Below are 22,051 nucleotides of genomic sequence, written 5' to 3'. Positions count from 1 at the left end.
TTCGGCGATGGAGCCGCCTCAACCCAACCTACGTACCATTCTCGTAGGTTGGCGCTGAGCGCAGCGAAGCCCAACGGTGCCGAGGTCGAGTGCAGATTGTTGGGCTTCGGCGATGGAGCTGCCTCAACCCAACCTACGGCATCAGGCAAACCGCCGTAGGTTGGCGCTGAGCGCAGCGAAGCTCAACGGTGCCGAGGTCGCGCCCGGCTTGTTGGGCTTCGGCGATGGAGCCGCCTCAGCCCAACCTACGGCATGAGGTAAACCACCGTAGGTTGGCGCTGAGCGCAGCGAAGCCCAACAGCCACTCAACCCTTCGCCCGCGATTCTTCCAGCAGCCGCTCGATCTCCCCATGCAACCGCTCGGTCGCCCCGGCGCGGTCGATCCACCATTCGGTGGACCAGACGCGCAGCAGCGTCCAGCCGAGACCCTGGAGGATGGCGCTGCGGGTCTTGTCGCGGTCGCGGGCGGTGGCGGCACTGTGATAGGTGGCGCCGTCGCATTCGATGCCGACGAGATAGTCGCCCGGCCGGTCGGGATGGACGATGCCCAGGTCGATGCGGAAGCGCGAGACGCCGATCTGCGGCACCACCCGCCAGCCCTTGGCCTGCAGCGCCTGGGCCACGGCTTCCTCGAAGGGCGAGTCGTGTCCACCCAGCGAACCCTTGACCGCGGCCGCCAGGGCCTGGGGACCGCGCTGGGCGAATTCCAGGAACAGCTTGAGATCGCGCACCGCGCGGGCATTGGTACGGTTGAGGTCGATCAGCCCCGGATCGAAGGAGGAGAACACCAGCATCTCCCGCCGTGCCCGGGTCACGGCCACGTTGAGGCGGCGCCAGCCACCGTCCTTGTTCAGCGGGCCGAAGTTCATCGACATCGTATTGGCGCCCGGCTCGGTGGGACCGAAGCCGATGCCGAGCATGATCAGATCACGTTCGTCGCCCTGGACCGTTTCCAGGTTCTTGACCACCACTGGCTCGGCCAGGTCCTCGGCGAAGTGCGCCTCGATCTCCGGGTGCTGCTGGCGTGCGCGGTCGAGCAGGTCGGTGACCAGCCGCTGCTGTTCGCTGTTGAGGGTGATGATGCCCAGGCTCAGCCCGGCGAAGGCCGGATCCAGCAAGCGCTTGACCGCCTCGGCGACCATGGCCTGGGCCTCGATGGCATTGTGGCGGCCCTTGCCCTTGGCGTAGACGCCATCGACCCGCCGCCATTCCACCGCGCTCGGACGGATCTCCGGGGCGGGGAAGGTGATGAGCTTGCCGTCGTAGTAGTGGTGGTTGGAAAAGGCGATCAGGCTCTCATGGCGACTGCGGTAGTGCCAGTTGAGGCTGTGGCTGTAGATGCCGGCGCCCAGGCATTCGTCAAGGATGCTTTCCAGGTCCTCGGCGGTGTCGTCCTCGCCGGTGGCGCGGTCGAAGAAGCGCGTTGGCGGCATCTGCCGGGGGTCGCCGGCGATCACCACCTGCACGCCCCGGGCAATGGCACCCACCGCATCCCAGGGGGCGATCTGCGAGGCTTCGTCGAAGATCACCAGGTCGAACAGGCCGCCGTCCGGGGGCAGGTACTGGGCGATGGACAGCGGACTCATCAGCATGCAGGGCGCCAGTCGCGCCAGGGCGTCGCCCATTTCCAGGGCCAGCTGACGCAGCGGTCGGTGCCGACGCTGCTTCTGCAACTCGTGCTTGAGCACGGCGAAGCCGCCACCCTGGCGCGCCGCATCGTTCTTCGGTGGCAGGCCGTGGCAGAGCAGGGCGCGGATATGGCGCACGGCGAGGGTCTGCAGACGGTCGTCCAACCGGCGATAGGCCTGGATGTCGCTCTCGTGCTCGGCCGGGACGAAATCGCGCAGCAGCGGCTCGGCGTCCAGGGCGGTGGCGGCGAACCAGCGGGCATAGGCGGTCTCGAACAGGGTCGGGAGATCGTCGGCCGCGGCGGTCGTGGCGCGGGCGATCAGGGGTGCCAGGCCGAGGGCGTCGGCTTCTTCGCGGACGCGTTGCCAGTCACACCAGGCCTTGAGTCGACCGGGCTGCCGCAGCAGCGCGGCGGCGGTGCGTACCAGCTCGGCGGCGGCGGTATCACCGGCCAGTCCCGCCTGCGCGGCGAATGCCTGGCGAGCGGCTTCGGCTGCATCCAGGGCCTCGGCGAAGGCACTGCTGGCCGGGGCCAGGGTGGTGTCCACCGGCTGATCCTCGGGATGCTGCAACCGCCGCGCTGCCGCCTGGCGTAGGGCCAGCAGCTGCTCGGGCGTTTCCGCCAGGGTTGGCAGCGCCGTGCTCAGCCTTTCCGCCAAGGCGCGGCGGGCGAGCAGGGCGTCGAGGTCGCTGGTGACGCCCTGCCAGCCGGCGATACCGGCAAGGGTGGGCGCCAGATCGTCCAGCTCGGTGAGCAGGGTGCGCTGGCGGCGTAGGCGCGGCAGGTCGGCGGCGACATCGGGTTGGCCCTGGGTTTCGCCCTGGCGGGCGAGGTCCTGGGTGACCTGTCGCTGGGCGCGGCTGGCGAAGATCCAGAAGCGTCGAGCGGCGGCATCCCAGGCGGTTTCCAGCTGGGTCAGGGCGACGCGGCGACAGGCTTCGGCGGCATAGGGCACCGACAGCTCGCGCTCCAGCGCCTGGTAGTCCCGCAGCAACTCCAGGGCACGCCCCAGCTGGCGCTGACGCTCGGCAGCGCCAGGGCCGAAGGCGAAGGCCAGATCCTGGCCGGCGGCGCTCCGCAGCAACTCGGCGAATTCCAGCAGGCGACGGGGCGCCACCTGGTCCGCCAGTGGCAGACCGAGGACATCGCGCAGGCGTTGCCGCGCCTGCTGCAAGGCGTGTTGGGTGTCGCGCAGCCGTTCGGCAGCGGTAACCAAGGCATCCTGCCAGGCGTTGGACCAGGGATGGGCCGGCAAGAGGGCGAAATCCGCCGCCAGACTGCGCCCGGTCTCGGCATGTAGGGCCAGGCGCCGTACCGCGGTGCGTAGTTCGGCCAGGGCCTCGGCGTCGTGGGCATCGGCCTGGGACCATGCCAGGCGTGGAGTATCGGGAGCAGCGTCGCGCAGGACGCGGCCAATGCTCTGCTGCAGGGTCAGGCCATTGGGCCAGCGGCGGTGCAGGCGCTCCACCACGGCGTTGAGACGATCCCGCAGGCGCTCCACCTCGGCGGCCTCGGCCAGCCATTCCTCTTCGTCGAGGCCGTCGCGGGTATCCCAGGCGCGCTCCAGCTGCTTGAGCACCTCGGCCTTGGAGGCCTTGCTCGAATGCAGCTCCAGGCAGAATTCGCCAAGCCCCTGCGCCTCCAGGCGGCGATACACCACGTCCAGGGCCGCGCGCTTCTCGGCGACGAACAGCACCCGCCGGCCAAGCGCCAGGTTGTGGGCGATCATGTTGGCGATGGTCTGGGACTTGCCGGTGCCGGGCGGGCCGTCGAGGACGAAATCCTGGCCACCGGCCGAGGCCAGCACCGCCGCCAGTTGCGAGGAATCCGCCGGCAGCGGGGTGAAGAGTTCGGCCGGGGTTACCTGGCGATCCAGCTCGCGTTCGCGGGGAAAGCTGCCGCCGCTCAGGTAGGCGCCAGATTCGGTGGTGCGCTCCAGCAGGTGCCGCACCAGCGGGCTTTCCATCAGCTGGTCGCTGCGCTCGGTGAGGTCCTTCCACATCAGGTACTTGGCAAAGGAAAACTGGCCGAGCAGCAGCTCGCTGCTGACCTCGAAGCCGGGCAGGTCGCGTACCGCGCGGCGGACCTTGGTCCAGATCCCGTCCACGTCGATGCCGTTGCCATCGCCGGGCAGCGGGCCGTCGAGCCCGGGGATGTCCAGGTCGAAATCGTGGCGCAGCAGTTCCAGCAGGGTGAGGTTGAAGCGCGGCTCGTCCTCGAACAGGTGCAGGGTGATGCCGCTGGCGGCGCTCTGCCGTTCCAGGCGCACCGGCAGCAGGATCAGCGGCGCACGGTAGTGCTTGGGATCGTCGGCGGCCTTTTTCCAGCGCAGGAAGCCCAGCGTCAGGTAGAGGGTATTGGCGCCGCCCTCGTCGAGGTCGCTGCGGGCGCGGCGATAGAGCTCCACCAGCGCCGCGTCCAGCTTGGTCGCATCCAGGGGGGCGACCACCTCGCCACGGGCCAGGGCGCCGCGGGCATATTCGTCTTGCAGATTCTCATGCTCGCGGGCCTCGTGCAGCACCGCGTCTCGCCCGCTCACCGCCAGGTCCGGCAACGGCACCAGGCGCAGCGCCCGGCCCTCGGCCAGGCGATCTTCCAGCGCCGCCGGCTCGGGGCAGAGCAGGGGCACGCTGCGGGCGTTTTCCGGCACGTGCAGCAGGCGATTGCGGGTGGTGAGGTCGAGCAGCTTGCGCTGCCAGAGCGCCAGGCGACCGACCGGGGTGGTGGGCGCGGCCTCGACGTCCACGTCGAAGGCTGGCAGCGGCGGGGCCTCTTCCAGGGCTTCGCCCGGCAGCAGCAGGCCGTCCAGGGGGGTGGCGGGCTGGCCGGGCACCGCCAGCGGGCGGATGCGCTGCAGACGGGCACGGCGGACATCCAGGGCCAGTACGAAACTGTCGTCGTCCAGCTGGCGCTCGGCCAGTTGCACCGCCTGGCTGAAGGACGGCGGCGGGGAAGCGGTGGCCTGGGTGGTCTCGAATACCAGCAGGTCCTTGAGCGCCACCCGCTTGCGTACCGGCTCAGCGTCGTCGGTGAGCAGCTGGGCGAATTCCTGGGGCTGCAGCCAGACCCCGGCGAAGGCATGGCCGCGGGTAATGACCAGCAGCGGATTGAGGCCGGCCTGTTCCAGCGCCGCGCAGGCGAGCAGGGCGAGATCCAGGCAGGTGGCCAGGCCACCGTCGAGGATGGCGCCGGGCGTGCGGATCTTCTGGCCCTGGCGCTCGAAGCTGGCCGGCGGCACCGCGTAGGTCAGCTGCAGGCCGCACAGGGCCGACCAGAGCGCCGAACCGAGCTCCCAGACCCGGCGGCGCGACTCCCCCTCGTAACCATCCAGCGCCGTGGATTTGCCGGCGCGGCGCAGGACCTCGGCGGCTGCCCCCAGCAGGCGATCCACCGCCGGGTCGTTGGGCATGACGAACGCCGCTGCCAGCTCGGGCATGCTGTCCACGCCGCCCCACTGGTTGCGGGCCAGCAGCTCGACCGGATAGCGCCGCGTCTGCAGGATCTCGTCACCCTGGCGCACCGTGAAAGTCAGCTGGGCGACCAGGCTTTCCTGGAGGCTGCCGAGCAGGGCGGCGTCGAATTCGAGGTCGCGATCATCGAGATAGAGGGTGCCCTGGGGATCAAGGCGCTCCAGGTGCCAGGTGCGCGGCACCACGAAAGCCGGCTCGGCGGTCACCGTGAGGCTGAGGTCGGCCAGGGGTTCGGGGCCGCTGTGGGTGAGGCGCAATTCACGCAGCACGGGCACCGCGTTCTGGTGCGCCGCGAAGCCGATCTTGCCGGCCAGCACCAGTTCGACATCCACGCTCATCGCCTACCACCCTTGCTTATTGCCTAAGGTAGATGAATGTACAGTAGTGGGCGGGTCGATGCAGCCCATAGCCCGCCTGGGCAAGCGGAAAAAGTCCTTTGGTGACGGGCGGTTGCGTGGTTTGAGCGGCAGGTCGCGGTTCAGGCGGCCGGGGTCGGGAAGACCAGGCTGAAATGGATGCCCCGCGCATCCTGCTCGACCTCGGCACGCCCACCATGCAGACGCATGATCGCGGCGACGATGGCCAGGCCCAGACCGTTGGAATCATGGGGCTGATGACGCGAGGGATCGGCGCGATAGAAGCGATCGAATAGCCGTCGCAGGTGTTCCGGCGCCAGGGCGGGACCGGCATTGCTGACGCGGATGCGCCCGCCGTCCGCCTGCAGCTGGATCTCGCCATCCGGGTCGGCATAGCGGATGGCATTGGCCACTAGGTTGCTCAAGGCGCGACGGAGCAGGAGCGGATCGGCGATCACCTCACCGCCGCCTGCTACGACCAGGCGCAGGCCGCGCTCGTCGGCCGGCCCTTCGAAATAGTCGGCGATGCGTGCCAGCTCTTCGTCTAGTCGCAACGGTTGCGGGGTCAGCACCGCCTGGGCGTCGTCGGCGCGGGCAAGGAAGAGGATGCTTTCCACCAGGCGCGAGATGCGCTCCAGCTCTTCCAGGTTGGAGGCCAGCAGCGTCTGGTATTCCTCGCTGCTGCGTACCTGGCGCAGAGCGACCTCGGTATGGCCCATGAGGGCATTGATCGGGGTGCGGATCTCGTGGGCGAGGTCAGCGGAAAACTGCACCAGCCGACCATAGCCGTCGGCCAGCCGCGCCAGCATGGCGTTGTAGTTTTCCACCAGCGGTTGCAGCTCGCGCGGAGCATCGGTCAATTCCAGGGGGGCAGCCAACCGGGTTGGAGTGATGCCACCGGCATGGCGGGCGATGCGCCGCAAGGGGGCCAGGCCCCGGCGCAGCAGCAGATAGCCAAGCCCGGCGGTAGCCAGGAAGGCCAGGGTCACAGCGCCGAGCAGCCCCAGCCGGAAATCGGCCAGGGTGGTGTCTTCGTTGCGCAGCACATGGGCGGCGGTCAGTTCCACCGGGCCTTCGGGGGTGTTCACCGCGACCCGCGCCGCGCGCCAGCGGGTGCCGTCGGCCAGGGTGCCTTCCCGTATATCGGCCGGCGTCGGTCGCCGCGTCTGGGGTACCACGGCAAGATCCGGGAGGGCGATATTCAGCGGATTGGAGGCGATCACCGGCTTGGCACCCGGCGCGCCGATGAGAAAGACATCCTGCTCGTTGCCCAGCATGTTGGCGAACAGCTGCGGACTGCGGCCCAGGGTCTCCAGCGACAGGTCGGCGCTGAGCAGGCTGCGAAAATGCGCCAGGCGACCGAGCAGAGCGTAGTCGGCGCGCTCCAGCACCGTCCGTTCCAGGCTGTGGTAGAGAAACAGGCCGGCACCGCCCACGGCGAGCAGCGCCACCAGGGCGAATCCCAGGGTGGCGCGCAGGATCAGCGAGGGTGAGCGCGCACTCAAGGCCGAACCTCGCAGACGTAGCCGATACCACGCACGGTATGGATCAGCTTGACCGGGTAGGGGTTATCGACCTTGGCGCGCAGCCGCTTGATGGCCACGTCCACCACGTTGGTGTCGCTGTCGAAATTCATGTCCCAGACCTCGGCGGCGATCAGGGTGCGCGACAGCACCTCGCCTTCGCGGCGCAGCAGCAGGTGCAGCAGGGCGAATTCCTTGTTGGTCAGCACGATGAGGTCGTCGCCGCGGGTTACCCGTCGCCGCAGAAGATCCAGCTGCAGATCGGCCAGGTGGAAATGCTCGGGCTCGCGCACCACGCCACGGCGCAACAGGGTGCGGATGCGCAGCAGCAATTCGACGAAGGAGAAGGGTTTGACCAGGTAGTCGTCGGCGCCCAGCTCCAGGCCGCGGATGCGATCCTGCAGGCCGTCGCGGGCGGTGAGAAAGAGCACCGGCACGTCGAGCTTCTTGCGCAAGACCTCCATGATCTGCCAATCGTCGATGCCGGGCAGCATGACGTCGAGGATGATCAGGTCGTAACGGCCGTCCAGGGCCAGGTGCAGGCCATCGGCGCCGTGCTGGGTCCAGTCGACCGCGTAGCCGGATTCGCCGAGACCCTTCTTCAGGTACTCGCCGGTCTTCTGGTCGTCTTCGATGAGGAGAATGTGCATGACGTAATGGTAGGGCCTCCGGTCGCTTCGCTGGGTGACATTTTTGTCATTCGCCGGTCATCTTGCTGACCCCCCACGCGTCGCACTGTGGCGGGGCGATTCCCTATCCCAGGAGGCTTCATGCGTACCCAGACTCTGCTCCGCGGTTCCCTTGCCCTGCTGCTCGCCAGCAGCGCCCTGCTGGCCCAGGCCGCGCCCATGCCCACCGTCAAGCCCATGCGCGGCACCGTGGACAGCGTCCAGGGCGACACCCTGGCCTTCACCACCCGCAACGGTGCCCACCAGACGCTGATGCTGGACGACAAGACCAGCTACCGCGCCGTATCCAAGGCCAACCTGGATCGCATCGAAGCCAACAGCTTCATCGGCTCCGCCGCCACCCCTCAGCCCGATGGCACCCTCAAGGCGCTGGAGGTGACCGTGTTCGAGGCCAGCCTGCGCGGCTCCGGTGAAGGCCACTACGGCTGGGAAAACGCTGACGGCAGCACCGGCACCATGACCAACGGTACCGTGGGCGAACTCAAGAAGGCCAATGGCCGTACCCTGACCGTGCAGTACAAAGGCGGCGAGAAGCAGCTGGTGGTACCGGAAGACGTGCCCATCGCCTATGTCGAGAAGGGCGACCGCAGCCTGCTCAAGCCCGGCGCCAAGGTGGTGCTGTTCCCCGCCGAAGACGGCAAGCACGCCAAGGGCGTGGCCGTAGGTAAGGACGGTTTCACCCCGCCCATGTAAGACCCCCCCCCCCGCGGTCGCCTGATTGGGATGGCGACCGCCCCCATCTCGCGGTGAAGAGGGACAGATCATGACCACCTCGCGACGGCGTCTGGTGCACCGCTGGCCGGTGCGCCTCACCCATTGGCTCAACGCCCTGGCGATGCCCTGCATGTTCATGAGCGGCTGGGCGATCTACAACGCCTCGCCGCTGTTCCCCTTCACCTTTCCCGCCTGGGCGACCCTTGGCGGTTGGCTGGGCGGCGCCATCGCCTGGCACCTGGCGGTCTTCTGGCTGCTGCTGGCGAACGGCCTGATCTATCTGCTCTATGGCCTGTTCAGCGGCCACTTCCGGCGGGATTTCCTGCCGCTGTCACCGCGCGCCATCGGCCGTGATTTCGCCGCGGCCGTGCGCCTGCGTCTGGGTCATCACCTCGGCACCTACAACGCCGTGCAGCGCCTGCTCTACTGGGGCGTACTGGCCCTCGGCGTGCTGGTGGTGCTCTCCGGCCTGGCGATCTGGAAACCGGTGCAATTGCAGGGGCTGGCGGCCCTGCTCGGTGGCTTCGACACCGCTCGCTACGTGCATTTCTTCGCCATGGCCGGCATCGGCGCCTTCGTCGTCGTGCACCTGGCCCTGGTCATCCTGGTCCCCCGCACCCTGCCGCCGATGATCACCGGTCGGGCGCACGAGGAGGTTAACGATGAGTCGGCGTGAACGCCTGCGCCTGGAACCGGCGCAACAGCGGCAGGTGGAGAATCTGCAGCGACGCCTGCTGCTCAAGCAGGGCCTGACGGTGGGCGCCCTGGCCATGCTCAGCGGCTGCAACCTGCAGGACGGCGACAGCGTCGACAAGGTGCTCTGGTCCATGTCGCGCTTCAACGACCGGGTGCAGGCCTGGCTGTTCGGTCGCGAACGCCTGGCGCCGACCTATGCCGCCAGCCAGATCACCGATCCCTTTCCCTTCAACGCCTTCTACCCCGAATACAACGTTCCGGAAGTCGACCTGAGCGATTACCGCCTGGAGGTCTCCGGCCTGGTCGCCAACAAACAGGCCTGGACCCTGGAAGACCTGCGCCGCCTGCCGCAGCGCGCCGACATCACCCGCTTCATCTGCATCGAGGGCTGGAGCGCCATCGGCCAGTGGGGTGGGGTGCCCCTGCGTACCTTCCTCGAACGCATCGGCGCCGACACCACGGCCAAGTACGTCGGCTTCAAGTGCGCCGACCGCTACTACTCAAGCATCGACATGGCCTCGGCGCTGCACCCCCAGACCCTGCTGGCGCTGGACTTCGGCCAGGTCGCGCTGCCGCCGGACTACGGCTATCCGCTACGCCTGCGGGTGCCCACCAAGCTCGGCTTCAAGAATCCCAAGCACATCCAGGCGCTGTTCGTGACCAACGACTATCCTGGTGGGTACTGGGAGGACCAGGGCTACAACTGGTTCAGCGGGATCTAGGGCAACGTCTGCTGCGTGTCGGCCAAACTGCGTTGAAAAGACCTTCGGAATGCTCATTTACCACTCGTAAACTGCGCTTCCTCAGGTCTTTTCGCCTTGTTTGGCTCTAGCTCGCGAGACTTTGCCTAAGCTTTTGATGGCGGAACCCCGGCCCGGAGGTAGAGTCGAGATACCACCATCCTCTACCGGGAGCTCCCCTCATGTCCGCTCATCCCTCGATCGGTTTCATCGGCTTTGGCGCCATGGCCCAGCGCATGGGTGCCAACCTGCGCGAGGCCGGTTATCCGGTCCGCGCCTACGCCGAACACCAGCAGGACGGCGAGCGCCACGGCACGCCCATGGAGCCCCTGGCGACCCTGCTGCCCCAGGCGGAAGTGGTGATCGTTTCTCTGCCCAATGACGCCATCCTCGAACAGGTGCTGCTCGGTGCCGACGGCGTCCTCGCCCGTCTGGAAAGCGGGCGCCTGCTGATCAATACCAGCACCAATTCGCCCGCGCTGTCGCTGCGCCTGGAAGCGGCCGGTCGCGCCCGTGGCATCGCCGTGGTCGAGGCACCGGTGTCCGGCAGCACCCCCGAGGCGGAACAGGCGCAACTGGTGGTCCTGGCCGGCGGCGAACCCGAGGCGGTGGAGCGTGCGCGGCCGATCCTCGAAACCCTGGGCAAGACCGTGCATCACGTCGGGCCGACCGGGCAGGGCGCGGCCATCAAGCTGGCCATCAACGGCCTGATGGGCGCGGGTCTCGCCGCCCTGGCCGAAGCCCTGGCCTATGCCACCCGTGCCGGTCTCGATGCCGAGGTGCTGTTCGAGGTGTTCGGTGACCTGGCGGTGCTCTCGCCCCACCACCAGCGCAAGCTGGCCGCCCTGCGCGAGGGCGACTTCGCCGCGCAATTCCCGGCGGCGCTGATGCACAAGGACATGGGCCTCCTGCTGGCCGAACTCAATGCCACCTTCCAGGGCGCGCCGACCCTGGCCGCCGCCGCGCAGCAACTGGCCCTGGGCGCCGAGCTGCATCCCGACGCCGACTACGTCATCACCGCCGATATCCTGTTGGAAGAAGCCGAAGACGCCGCTACCCGGTAAGGGGGATGGCCGCATGCCCGTGCATGCGGCCAAGGAGCCTCACACGTCGGCGATCCCCAAGACCTTGGCGGTCTCGGCGCGACTCTGCCGGCAGGCTGCCGCGTCGGTCTTCAAGTCGAGGCCGTAGGTCGGCAGGATGCGCCGCAACGCCGGCAGCCAGGCGTCTTCGGTGAGACGCTCCGGGAAGCAGGTTTCCAGCACCTCCAGAGCGATGGCTGCGGCTGTCGAAGCACCCGGTGAGGCGCCGAGCAGCGCGGCGATGGAGCGATCCGCGGCGCTCACCAGTTCAGTGCCGAATTCCAGTTCGCCCTTCTTGCTCAGCAGGCCATGCTGGCCGGTGGGCTTGATGGTCTGCACCCGTTGCCCGGCCACCGCTTCCTGCCAGTCGCGCTTCTTCGCCAGGGGGAAGAACTGCTGCAGCATGGCGAATTGCTGGCTGGAGCTCTGGAAGATCTGCCCGATCAGGTATTCGGTCAGGTCCAGGTTGTCCTTGGCCACGTTCAGCAGCGGCAGGATGTTGTCATGACGCAGCGAGGTGAAGAGATCGGTCAGGGCGCCGTGTTTGAGGAAGCGCGAGGAAAAGCCCGCATAGGGTCCGAACAGCAGCGAGCGCTGGCCGCCGACGATGCGGGTGTCCAGGTGTGGGACCGACATGGGCGGCGAACCCGAGGGCGCCTTGCCATAGACCTTGGCCTGATGCCGTTCGGCCAGCGCCGGGACGTCGCAGCGCAGCCAGATGCCGGAGATGGGAAAACCGCCGAAACCGTGCCCTTCGGGGATGCCGGACTTCTGCAGTAACGGCAGCGAGCCGCCACCGGCACCGATGAAGACGAACTTGGCGGTGACCTCCGTGCGCCCACCGTGCTCGACGTCCTCCACCGTCACCCGCCAGTGACCACTGTCGGTACGCGCCAAGTCCACCACCCGTTGGTGATAGTGCACGGCGAAGCCCGATTGCTGGCTGAGCTGACGCACCAGCAGGTGGGTGAGGGCGCCATAGTCGACGTCGGTGCCGGTCACCATGCGCGTGGCGGCAACCGGTTCGTCGGCACCGCGTCCTTCCATGATCAGCGGTGCCCACTGAGCGATCTGCGTGCGGTCCTCGCTGTATTCCATGCCGTGATAGCAGTGATGGGCGCTCATCGTCCGATAGCGTTCGCGGAGGAAGGCGACGTTGTCCGCACCCCAGACGAAGCTCATATGGGGGCAGGCGTGGATGAAAGCCTGCGGGTCCGGGATCGCACCCTTGCGGACCAGGTAGGCCCAGAGCTGGCGCGAGAGATCGAACTGGGTATTCACCTTGAGCGCCTTGGCGATGTCGACGCTGCCGTCATTGCGCTGCGGCGTGTAGTTCAGCTCGCAGTTGGCGGCATGGCCGGTACCGGCGTTGTTCCAGCCCTGGGAACTCTCCTGGGCGCAATCGTGCAGGCTCTCGAACAGCGTCACGCTGAGGCTGGGGTCGAGTTCCTTGAGTAGGGTACCCAGGGTAGCGCTCATGATGCCGGCGCCGATCAACACGACGTCGGGCGAATCCGTGGAAGACAATGACGACATGACAGTTTCCTCAGGCATTACGCCGGCTGGTTGGGAACGAAGCGCAGGTTCGCGTTGGGCTCGTAGATGACGTAGGCACGCCGCCAGGGCTCGTCGCCGAGCAGCTTCCAGCGGTGCCCGGAGCCAGTGTCGTCCTGGGCCAGCAGGACGTCGCCGGGCCGCAGCACGAAGGTCTTGCCCGACTTGACCTCGAACTCCAGGGTGCCGCTCAGGGTGATGACGAACTGGGGCTGCGGGTCTTGGTGCCATTCGAAGGCACCTCCCGCCGTGGTTTCCTGGAAGGACAGCTCGTTTACCGCGATGGGCAGGCCTGAGGCCTTGCCATGCAGGCCTTCGCCCAGTTCCAACTGCCCTTCCTCGAACAACGAATTACCGTCGTTGCCGGTCCAGAGCCGTACACATCGAATGGCCATTTCTGTCTCCTGAAACATCGGTAGGTTGCTTGCGGCGCGGGTTTCACCAAGGCAACGGGGCACCCGCCGGGCCCCGGTTCACGTGAGGGCCGGCCTCTTACAGGCTGGCCGCCAGTACGATGCCCAGGGCTATTCCGGGAATGGCGAGCAGGGTGCTGAACAACACGCTGCGCGCTGCTTCCTCGGCATAGACGCCCTGGGCCATGGCCAGGCTGGGCGCCGCGGTGGCCGATGGCAGCAGGCCGAGCAGGAACACCTGCTGGAGCAGCTCGCCGTGCAGGCCCAGCGCCAGACCCATACCCAGCAGCACTAGCGGCTGCAGCAGATTCTTCAGCAGCAGGTTGCCGAGGATGTCCCGGTCGAAGCTTGGGCGGATGCTGGCCAGGATCAGGCCCAGGGTGAACAGGGCGACGCCGCCTGCCGCCCGGCCGATTTCGTCCGTCGCCGCCACCAGCAATGCCGGGGGCCGCAGGCCGAGCAGGGCGCAGGCCAGTCCCAGCAAGGGCAGCAGCACCAGCGGCTGGCGCACGGCCTTGGCGAGCGCCTGGGCGGCCCCGCCACTGCTCAAGAGCACCAGCGACAAGGGAATGATCACCAGGGTGACGATCAGGTTGCCGACGATCACCGCCAACAGGGCGGACGGGCCGACCGCCGCGAGCAGGACCGGCGGCCCGCAGTAGGCCATGTTGGGAAAGGCCACGGTGATGCCACGCAGGGTCGCCTCGCGCCAGTTGTGTCCGCCGCGCACGCGACCCAGCGCCAGGCCCAGTAGCCAGATACCGATCAGGCCGGTTGCCAGGGTCGCCACATAGGGCAGGTTGAGGATCTGTTCGGGCCGGGTCTTGGCGGCAGCGAGAAAGAGGCTGATGGGCAGGGCGAAGGTGACTACGAAGGCGGCGAGGATCTTGCTCGCCTCCGCAGGCATGACTCGCCAGCGACCGGCACACCAGCCGAGGGCGGTGACGAAGACGATGGGCGCAAGGGCCTGGGCGATGATCTCGATCATGGCCGCGCCCTCCCAGGGATGACGAGGGCGCCAGGGGCAGCGGCTGAAGGTGGTTGGCAGGTGAGTCGCGCGGGGATGTCGGCGGTACGACGGTTCATCCGAAACTCCTGAGCTGGGATCGACAAGGTGTCGCTCCAGGCGTGCCCTACGGCGGAGGTGGTGGCCTCGCCTGAAGCGCTCTGGAAGGCGGCTTTGCTCTCCTGTTGACGGTGTTTAGAAACTTTTGTTTACAGATTGTGTGCGGCAAATTGTCGCATCTAGACCTTGGTCGGATTCCCGTGCTTGCCTTCTTGTGATTTCACCTCTCGCTCTTCGCGCGGCTGCGCTTCCGCGCGCAGCGCCGGTCGCATCCTGGATGCGGGAGCGTTGCCCTTCCTCTAAGCTACCGGCTGGATTCCCGGGGCTACCCGGGCACTGGCGGTCCTTGCGGGGAGAAGGATGATGACCACCACCCCGAGTTTCTGGCGCGATCCCGCGCTGCCCTTTCTCGAAGCCCGCTCCATCCAGGACGGTCGCGCGCTCTGCTATGCCCCCCATTCCCACGAGACCTTTTCCATCGGCACCGTGCTGGGCGGGCGCAGCCGCTATCACAATGGCCCGACCCGCGAACTGGTGGGGGCGGGTACGCTGGTGCTGATGAATCCCGGCGACGTCCATGCCTGCAATCCCCAGGGTGAGGCGGCCTGGCGCTATCGCATGCTGCACGTGGACGCCGGCTGGCTGGCCGAGCTGCAGCGCCCGGGTGCCGACGACTTCCAGCCGCTGGCCGTGCAGCTGTCCCAGGACGACCAGCTGTACGCCGGATTGGAGGCACTGCATGCCTGCCTGGTCGATCCCGATAGCCTTACCCTGCAGCGCCAGAGCCAGGCGCTGCTGTATTTCGAATCCGTGCTGGCCCGACTGGGGCGCACGCCCATCGCTGCCGCGCGGGAGCGTGAGGATCGCCGCTTGCGCCGGGCCGCCGAGTTTCTCGATGCCCACTGCGGCGAGGGCGTCAGCCTGGACCAGCTCAGTCAGGTGGCGGATCTCTCGCCCACTCAGCTGATTCGCAGCTTTCGCCGGCGCTATGGCCTGACGCCCCACGCCTATCTGATCGACCGCCGCATCCGGCTGGCGCGGCAACGACTGCGCCAGGGCGAGGAGTTGGCGGAGGTCGCCCTGGCCACCGGCTTCGCCGACCAGGCGCATCTGCAGCGCACCTTCAAGCGCCTGGTGGCAGCTACCCCTGGCCAGTACCGCGCCGCTTCAACCCTCCCACAGCAGTGAGGCGGCGCACAGCACCAGCAGCACCGCCAGGCCGCGATTGAGCAGGCGCAGGCGGGGCGCCGCCAGGGCGCGACCGCGCAGCCATTCGCCGGCCACCGCCCAGCAGGCGAGCGAGGCGAAGCAGATCACCAGATAGAGGACGGCGAATAGCGCCAGGCGCCCGCGATCCTCGCCGACGAACAGGGCCACCCCGGCCGCGGCGGCGAGCCAGGCCTTGGGATTGAGCCACTGCAACAAGGCACATCACGAAAGCCCGGACAGTGCCGCAGCTGGCCGGTGCCCAGGTCCCCGGAGGCCCTCGCCAGTTTCCACGCCAGGTACAGCAGAAAGAGCGCGCCGGCCGCGCGCAAGACCCAGAGCAGCATCGGCCAGGCCGCCAGCACCCCATGCAGGCCAAGGCCGACCGCCACCAGCAACACCACGAAGCCAAGGGTGGCGCCCGCGACATGCCACAGGGCCGGGCGCCAGCCATGGGTCAGGCCGGTGTTGAAGCCCACCAGGTTGACCGGGCCGGGCGAAAGGGAAGCCACCAGGGCAAAGGTGGCCATGGACAGGATCAGGGTCAGGGTCATCGCTAGGTCTCGTCGATTGCGCAGACCTGACCCTAGCGAGCGTGACCGTCCGCCGTATTGAAGAAAATGACTCTTCGAGCCCGACGAAAGGCAGGAATTCGCGGCGTTGCATTGACGTCCATTACAGCGAGCCGAGCGCTCCCCCGGTGGTTTCAACGTCGCTGTCGGCCACCGGGGCTTTCTTCTTTCACGTCCTGACGGCTAGGGCGCGATGGGCAGGGTGAAGGTGAAGGTACTGCCCTCGCCCAGGGTACTGGTGACGCTCAGCTCGCCACCATGGGCCTCGACGATGCCCTTGGCGATATACAGCCCCAGCCCATGGCCGGTGGGGTTGTCTTCCTGCACATGCCAGAAACGCTCGAAGACCCGCGCCTGCTGCGCCTGGCTCATGCCACGACCGTTGTCGCTCACACTGATCTGGGCCATGGGACCGACCCGCTGCATGCTCAGTTGGACCAGACCACCCGGCGCGGTGAATTTGATGGCATTGCCCAGCAGATTCATCAGCACCTGGAAGATGCGCTCGGCTTCCACCAGCACCTGAATATCCTGATCGGCCGCGTATTCCAGGCTGATGTTCTTGATCTCCGCCAGCGGTCGCGACAGCAGGATGGGTTGCGCACAGACGTCGGCCAGACGCGCCTGCTTCAGATCCAGCGCCAGGCGATCGGATTCGATCTTCGACAGGTCCAGCAGGTCGCTGATCAAGGCATTCATGCGGTTGGCCGCGGTCTCTATCACCTCCAGCGAACTGGGCAGGCGGTCATCGCCCAGCGCCAGCTTTTCCAGCTGGCGCTGCAGCATCCCGACCTTCATCAGGATAATGGTGATGGGGCTGCGCAGGTCGTGGGAGACCGCCGCGACGATCTCGTCGCGCAGGCGTACCGCCTGGCGCTCACGCTCGACCTGACGCGCCAGGTCCAGCTCGATGGCCGAACGGCGCAGGTCCTTGGCGGCGAACAGGTCGGATGGCCGCCAGCGCTGGGAGCGCAGCTGTACCAGTTCCTTCCAGGCGTCGAAGGAGCGCCGTGGATGGGGATAGTTGAGGCCAGGACCCGAGACGGGCGCCGTGGGCTCCAGCTTGGCCGGATTACCGCTCCAGACCACGGTGGTCACGATCTCCGGGCGGAACCAGAGCACCAGGTTACGTACCGGTTTGGGGAGCGCCAGCGCCAGGACGCCGCTGGCCCGGTCGCTGTAGCGACGGGCATCGGGCAGTTCGTCGGCCAGGCAGCGCGTCGCATAGATGCCCGAGGCGTCCATCTCGGTGGTGACCCAGGCGGCGAGGATACGGATGTCTTCCGCGCTGGGGCATTCGCCCAGGCTGCAGAGCTCGTCCTCCACCAGCACCGCGACACCGGTGGCATCCACCAGCTCCAGCAGATCCGTGGCCCGCTCGCACAGGCCGCTGAGCACCTCGCCGCGGCTGTCGCACATCCCCTGGATCAGCGCGGCCAATTGCGCCTCGCGGGCATCAATCTCGCGCTGGACCTGGCGATTCTCCAGCGCGCGGATCATCAGGGACACCAGCACCCCGACCGAGCGGCAGGCCATCCGGGTGCGATAGGGCAGGTACAGCGGCTCGCGATGGCCACAGCTGATCAGCCCCCAGAGCTTGTCGTCGCTGATCAGCGAAACGCTCATGGAGGCACGCAGACCCTGGTTGCGCACGTACTGGCAATGGATGGGCGACACGCTGCGCAGCACGGCGTGGGTCAGGTCGATCGGATCCTGCTCGCTGCCGTGTAGAAAGGCCGGCACCAGGGGCACTGCCTGGTACTGGGCGTCGGGAATGTTGCGGATCCAGTTCTCATGATAGAGCGCCCGCGCCTGGGCAGGAATGTCGGCTGCTGGGAAGTGCATGCCCAGATAGCTGTCGATATCCTCGACGCGGTCCTCGGCCACCACCTGACCATCGCCACCGTCGTCGAAACGATAGACCACCACCCGGTCGAAGCCGGTCAGTGCCCGCACTTCCCGTACCGCGCCTTCGCACAGCTCGGGCAGGGTGCGCGCCTGTTGCAGACGCGCCAGGGCGCGGGCCAGGCCCGCCGGCTCGACACCGCCGTGGTCATCCGGCTCGAATTCCAGGAACACCAGCCCATGATTGCGATGCAGGATCACGTCCATGTCGCGAATCGGGCGCGTCCAGCTCAACGGATTGGCTTCTTCCAGATGTTCCAGCGTCAGCGCCTGTCGCACCTGTTCCAACAGATCGACGGGCAGGACCTGCTGCAGCGGCCGACCCAGCAACTCCACCTGCGGCTTGCCCAGCAACTCGGGCAGGTTGTGACTGACATGCTTGACCAGCCCCTCCACCTCCTCGAAAGCGATGAGATAGCCATGTGCCTGGATAGCGCCTGGAATGCGGATCGGCTCGCTTTCGCAGCTTTGCAGCGACTGACCGGAAGGTGCAGCAATCATGCGACTGTCTCAAATGAACTCTTGAATAGGACCGCTCCAGGGCGATCCTGTTAAAGCTTTAGCACCGAATGGCTGTGAATGTGATGCCGGTCACGCAGTTTCAGCATCCGTTGCACTAGTTTCGCATTCGCAGTAGCCGATAACGATTATTGCGCTTCTCTTTCGGACGAAGGGTTCTTGGACTGACCTAAGATGTCCTGGCTGGCCTCCCTGCCTGACGGCGGTATCATGGGCTTTTGCCCAGAGTCCCGACATGGCCCGCTTCCGTCCCTTGCCCATCATCGACCGCAGCCGGGATGACCTATTCATGCGTGAGGCCCTGGCCCTGGCGGAGCAGGGCGCCGGGCAGGGCGAGGTGCCGGTCGGGGCCGTGGTGGTACTCGACGGCGAGGTCGTCGGCCGCGGTTTCAATCGGCCCATCGGTGCCCACGATCCCAGCGCCCATGCCGAGATGGAGGCCATTCGCGATGCCGCCGCGCGTCTGGCCAACTACCGGCTGCCGGGGGCGACCCTCTATGTGACGCTTGAACCCTGCAGCATGTGCGCCGGCCTCATCGTCCACAGTCGCATCCAGCGGCTGGTCTATGGCGCCAGCGAGCCGCGCGCCGGCATGGCCCAGAGTCGCGGGCGCTTCTTCGAGCAGGACTTTCTCAATCACCGAGTCCTGGTGGAAGGCGGGGTGCTGGCCGAGGCCTGTGGCCAGGTGCTGACCGAATTCTTCCGCGTGCGGCGCAATCCCGCGGTCAGCGAAGGCTAGGCCGCCAGTTCGCGCATCCGCGTGAGCACGGCGTTCAGGCCGTTGCTGCGCGATTGCGACAGCTGCCGTTCCAGTCCGAGTTCGCCCAGCCAGCCGTGGATGTCGAGGCGACCCAGTTCTTCGCGGGTCAGGCCGTTGGCGCGCACCAGCACCACGGCGAGCAGCCCCTTGAGCACCCGGGATTCGCTGCTGGCGCGAAAGAAGTGGCGATCACCCTGGGCTTCATGGGTCAGCCGCACCCGACTCTCGCAGCCCTGTACCAGATCCTCGTCGCGTTCTTCGCGTACCGCCGGCAGGCGCTCGGCCCACTGCAGCAGCAGGCGCGAGCGCGCTTCCCAGCCCTTGGCGATGACGAAGGCGCGGCGGGCTTCCGCTGCATCGGGAAGCAGATTCATCGCAAGAGCTCCAGAGCGTTGTCGAGTGCCGTGAAAAAGCGCTGCAGATCTTCGGCATCGTTGTACAGGCCCAGGGACACCCGCAATGCACCCGGCGTCTGCAGGGTCTGGAACAGCGGCATGGCGCAGTGCTGACCGGCACGCACCGCGATGCCCTGTTCACCCAGCAGGTGGGAAAGATCGCCGACATCGACGCCAGCTACCTGGAAACTGGCCAGGGCGATCTGCGGCTCGCCCAGTACCCGGACACCCTCGCAGGCGGCCAGCCCGGCCAGCAGCTTCAGGCTCAGGGCCTGCTCGTGACCGCGGATCAGCGTCTCGTCCTGGCCCTGCAGCCAGTCAACCGCCGCGCCCAGGGCGATGGCCGCGCCTATGGGCGGCGTCCCCGCCTCGAAGCCCATGGGCACGGCGTGGAAGCGGGCGTCGGTGAAGGTGGTGTGCTGCACCATCTCGCCGCCGAATTGCCAGGGCTTGAGGTGCGCCAGGCACTCGGCCTTGCCCCAGAGCACGCCGATGGCCTCCGGGGCATAGAGCTTGTGGCCGGAGAACACATAGAAATCGGCGTCGAAGTCGGCCGGGCGATGCCGCCCATGGACCGCGCCCTGGGCGCCATCCACCACCAGCCAGGCCGGCGAGCGTGCCCGGATCAAGACCGCGAGCTCCGCCAGCGGCTGCCAGGTGCCAAGGACATTGGACAGCTGGCTGACTGCGACCACGCGCGTTCTCGGCCCCAGCAACCGCTCGGCGGCTTCCAGATCCAGATGACCGCTCGGGGTCAGGGGGATAACCCTGAGCTGCAGTCCCTTGCGCCGGGCCAACTGCTGCCAGGGCAGCAGGTTGGCGTGATGTTCCAGGGCACTGATGAGGATCTCATCCCCGGCGGCAAGGGCGTCTTCCAGACCATAGGCCAGCAGGTTGAGCGCCTCGGTGGCACCGCGGGTCAGCACCACCTCGTGCGGCGAGGCGGCGCCCAGCCAGGCGGCGATCCGCCCCCGGGCGCCTTCGTAGGCAGCGGTGGTACGCTCGGCCGCCCAGTGCTGAGCCCGGTGCACATTGGCCGCGCCCAAGCGGTAGCTGGCCAGCAGGGCATCCAGCACCACCTGGGGCTTCTGCGCCGTGGCGGCGCTGTCGAGATAGGTGATGCCATCGGCGGCGAACGCGGTGAAAGCCGGAAATTCGGCTCTCCAAGGGGAGGGTAGCGACATGGCGACAGCTCCGGGGTAGCCCGCATGGCGCGGGCTGCCCGGTTGTGGACTCAGTTGTGCGCGTGCAGCGCTTCGTTGAGTTCGATGGCGGTCTTGTTGGTCTTGCATTCGACCGCGCCGGTTTCCGAATTGCGGCGCAGCAGCAGATCGCTCTGACCGGCCAATTCGCGGGCCTTGACCACCCGCACCAGCTGGTTCTGGTCGTCCAGCACCGCCACCTTGGTCCCGGCGGTGACATAGAGACCGGATTCCACGGTGCAGCGATCGCCCAGTGGGATGCCGATGCCGGCGTTGGCGCCGATCAGGCAGCCTTCGCCGACGCTGATGATGATGTTGCCACCACCCGACAGGGTGCCCATGGTGGAGCAGCCACCACCCAGGTCCGAGCCCTTGCCGACGAAGACGCCCGCGGAAACGCGGCCTTCGATCATGCCGGGGCCGGCGGTACCGGCGTTGAAGTTGACGAAGCCTTCGTGCATCACGGTGGTGCCTTCACCCACATAGGCACCCAGACGCACGCGGGCGGTATCGGCGATGCGCACGCCGGCCGGCACCACGTAGTCGGTCATCTTGGGGAACTTGTCCACCGAGAAGACTTCCAGCAACTTGCCGCGCAGACGCGCTTCCAACTGCTCGGCCGGCAGCTCGGCCAGGTCCACGGCGCCCTGGTTGGTCCAGGCCACGTTGGGCAGCAGGGCGAAGATGCCGCTGAGGTTCAGGCCATGGGGTTTGACCAGGCGATGGGACAGCAGGTGCAGCTTCAGGTAGGCCTCGGGAGTGGAGGCGGGCGCGGCGTCTTCGGCCAGCAGGGTGGCCACCAGCGGCTTGGTGCTTTCCGCCAGACGGGTCAGCAGCGCCGATTGCACGGCATCGATGCCCTTGAGGGCTTCGGCCAGACCGCGCGCCTGGGCCGGGGCGAAGGTGATAGCCTGGTTGCCGCCCTGGTAGTCCAGCAGCGGCGCGACCGCCTCGACCAGCGCCGCCGGGGGATTCAGCAGGGGCTGTGCATAGAAGACTTCCAGCCAGGCGTCCTGGCGATTCTGGGTGCCGACACCGAAGGCGATACTGAAGAGGGCATTCGACATGAGACTGTTCCTTTGCAGAGGCACCGATCCGGTCGGTGCGAGATGTTCGGTAGTAGGGGCGGTGGCCGCGGGGTTCAGTTCAGGGCCGCGGCATAGAACTCGGGCTTGAAGCCCAGCAGGGTACGGTCGCCGAGATCGAGCACGGGTCGCTTGATCATCGAAGGCTGCGCCAGCATCAGATCGATGGCCCTGGCGGTGTCGAGGTCGGCCTTCTGGGCGTCGTCGAGTTTGCGGAAGGTGGTGCCGGCGCGATTGAGCACCTTGTCCCAGCCATGTTCCGCGCACCAGGCCGCCAGCCGCTCGCGGTCGATGCCGCTCTGCTTGTAGTCATGGAAGTGATAGGCCTGGCCGTGCTCGTCGAGCCATTGGCGGGCCTTCTTCATGGTGTCACAGGCCTTGATGCCGTAGAGGCTCAGGCCACTGGCCGCTGCGGGCATGGTGTTCTCCTGCGAAAGACTAAGAGCCTGCTCAAAGTCTGCTGCGCGTCGGCCA

Annotated in this window: 17 protein-coding genes and 1 pseudogene; 6 read left to right on the top strand and 12 right to left on the bottom strand. The window is 67.3% G+C overall.

Features of this window, described 5'->3' with window-relative positions:
- Positions 1–305: 305 nt before the first annotated feature.
- From C722_RS0108075 to C722_RS0108065, 3 genes are all read right to left on the bottom strand, one after another.
- On the bottom strand, positions 306–5,438 hold the full coding sequence (locus C722_RS0108075) for a DUF4011 domain-containing protein (protein ID WP_017640017.1): 5,133 nt from the start codon (positions 5,436–5,438) through the stop codon (positions 306–308).
- A gap of 140 nt (positions 5,439–5,578) precedes the next feature.
- Positions 5,579–6,961 carry a heavy metal sensor histidine kinase gene (locus C722_RS0108070; RefSeq protein ID WP_017640016.1) on the bottom strand — a complete coding sequence of 461 codons (1,383 nt, stop codon included), beginning with the start codon at positions 6,959–6,961 and terminating at the stop codon, positions 5,579–5,581.
- Complete coding sequence (locus C722_RS0108065) at positions 6,958–7,629, bottom strand: heavy metal response regulator transcription factor (RefSeq protein WP_017640015.1); 672 nt, start codon at positions 7,627–7,629, stop codon at positions 6,958–6,960. Before C722_RS0108065 ends, C722_RS0108070 begins: the two co-directional genes overlap by 4 nt.
- A 120-nt stretch (positions 7,630–7,749) precedes the next feature.
- On the opposite strand from C722_RS0108065, the gene C722_RS0108060 reads away from it, so the two are divergent.
- The 4 genes from C722_RS0108060 to C722_RS0108045 all read left to right on the top strand — a co-directional run bounded on the left by C722_RS0108060 (position 7,750) and on the right by C722_RS0108045 (position 10,882).
- Complete coding sequence (locus C722_RS0108060) at positions 7,750–8,361, top strand: hypothetical protein (RefSeq protein WP_017640014.1); 612 nt, start codon at positions 7,750–7,752, stop codon at positions 8,359–8,361.
- A 70-nt stretch (positions 8,362–8,431) separates the two neighbouring features.
- Positions 8,432–9,058 (top strand): cytochrome b/b6 domain-containing protein, encoded by a 627-nt coding sequence (locus tag C722_RS0108055; protein ID WP_017640013.1) that lies wholly within the window; start codon positions 8,432–8,434, stop codon positions 9,056–9,058.
- Positions 9,045–9,800: a molybdopterin-dependent oxidoreductase gene (locus C722_RS0108050; protein ID WP_017640012.1), complete on the top strand. Its 756-nt coding sequence runs from the start codon at positions 9,045–9,047 to the stop codon at positions 9,798–9,800. Before C722_RS0108055 ends, C722_RS0108050 begins: the two co-directional genes overlap by 14 nt.
- Positions 9,801–10,000: 200 nt before the next feature.
- Positions 10,001–10,882 (top strand): NAD(P)-dependent oxidoreductase, encoded by an 882-nt coding sequence (locus C722_RS0108045; RefSeq protein ID WP_017640011.1) that lies wholly within the window; start codon positions 10,001–10,003, stop codon positions 10,880–10,882.
- Between the two features lie 39 nt (positions 10,883–10,921).
- Here the strand turns inward: C722_RS0108045 and mqo are convergent, their stop codons facing one another.
- From mqo to C722_RS0108030, 3 genes are all read right to left on the bottom strand, one after another.
- Positions 10,922–12,427, bottom strand: a complete 1,506-nt coding sequence (gene mqo, locus C722_RS0108040) for a malate dehydrogenase (quinone) (protein WP_371099776.1) — start codon at positions 12,425–12,427, stop codon at positions 10,922–10,924.
- 26 nt (positions 12,428–12,453) lie between these two features.
- On the bottom strand, positions 12,454–12,849 hold the full coding sequence (locus C722_RS0108035) for a cupin domain-containing protein (protein WP_017640009.1): 396 nt from the start codon (positions 12,847–12,849) through the stop codon (positions 12,454–12,456).
- Between the two features lie 97 nt (positions 12,850–12,946).
- On the bottom strand, positions 12,947–13,855 hold the full coding sequence (locus C722_RS0108030) for an AEC family transporter (RefSeq protein ID WP_017640008.1): 909 nt from the start codon (positions 13,853–13,855) through the stop codon (positions 12,947–12,949).
- A 441-nt stretch (positions 13,856–14,296) separates the two neighbouring features.
- On the opposite strand from C722_RS0108030, the gene C722_RS0108025 reads away from it, so the two are divergent.
- The gene (locus tag C722_RS0108025; RefSeq protein WP_017640007.1) at positions 14,297–15,121 is read left to right on the top strand and encodes an AraC family transcriptional regulator; all 825 of its coding nucleotides are present in this window, start codon (positions 14,297–14,299) and stop codon (positions 15,119–15,121) included.
- On the opposite strand, the pseudogene C722_RS24740 reads toward C722_RS0108025, so the two are convergent.
- Positions 15,101–15,687, bottom strand: a pseudogene (locus tag C722_RS24740) (LysE family translocator). The gene C722_RS0108025 and the pseudogene C722_RS24740 sit on opposite strands and share 21 nt — an antisense overlap.
- A 207-nt stretch (positions 15,688–15,894) precedes the next feature.
- Positions 15,895–18,117 (bottom strand): ATP-binding protein, encoded by a 2,223-nt coding sequence (locus C722_RS0108015; RefSeq protein WP_017640005.1) that lies wholly within the window; start codon positions 18,115–18,117, stop codon positions 15,895–15,897.
- A gap of 253 nt (positions 18,118–18,370) precedes the next feature.
- Between C722_RS0108015 and tadA the strand changes: the two genes are divergently transcribed.
- Entirely contained in the window at positions 18,371–18,874 is a 504-nt protein-coding gene (tadA, locus tag C722_RS0108010) for a tRNA adenosine(34) deaminase TadA (protein ID WP_017640004.1), read from the top strand.
- On the opposite strand, the gene C722_RS0108005 is transcribed toward tadA, so the two are convergent.
- The 4 genes from C722_RS0108005 to C722_RS0107990 all read right to left on the bottom strand — a co-directional run bounded on the left by C722_RS0108005 (position 18,871) and on the right by C722_RS0107990 (position 21,996).
- The gene (locus C722_RS0108005) at positions 18,871–19,269 is read right to left on the bottom strand and encodes a SufE family protein (protein ID WP_017640003.1); all 399 of its coding nucleotides are present in this window, start codon (positions 19,267–19,269) and stop codon (positions 18,871–18,873) included. The two genes, tadA and C722_RS0108005, sit on opposite strands and share 4 nt — an antisense overlap.
- Positions 19,266–20,474, bottom strand: coding sequence for an aminotransferase class V-fold PLP-dependent enzyme (locus C722_RS0108000; RefSeq protein WP_017640002.1), 1,209 nt, complete (start codon positions 20,472–20,474; stop codon positions 19,266–19,268). Before C722_RS0108000 ends, C722_RS0108005 begins: the two co-directional genes overlap by 4 nt.
- Positions 20,475–20,524: 50 nt before the next feature.
- Positions 20,525–21,559, bottom strand: coding sequence for a 2,3,4,5-tetrahydropyridine-2,6-dicarboxylate N-succinyltransferase (dapD, locus tag C722_RS0107995; RefSeq protein ID WP_017640001.1), 1,035 nt, complete (start codon positions 21,557–21,559; stop codon positions 20,525–20,527).
- Between the two features lie 74 nt (positions 21,560–21,633).
- Positions 21,634–21,996, bottom strand: a complete 363-nt coding sequence (locus tag C722_RS0107990; RefSeq protein WP_017640000.1) for an ArsC family reductase — start codon at positions 21,994–21,996, stop codon at positions 21,634–21,636.
- Positions 21,997–22,051: the final 55 nt, after the last annotated feature.

The organism is Pseudomonas sp. 313, from assembly GCF_000316965.1.
Lineage (GTDB): Bacteria > Pseudomonadota > Gammaproteobacteria > Pseudomonadales > Pseudomonadaceae > Chryseomonas > Chryseomonas benzopyrenica.
Note: the sequence above shows the minus strand (reverse complement) of the source record. Positions and strands in the feature narration are given on the sequence as shown.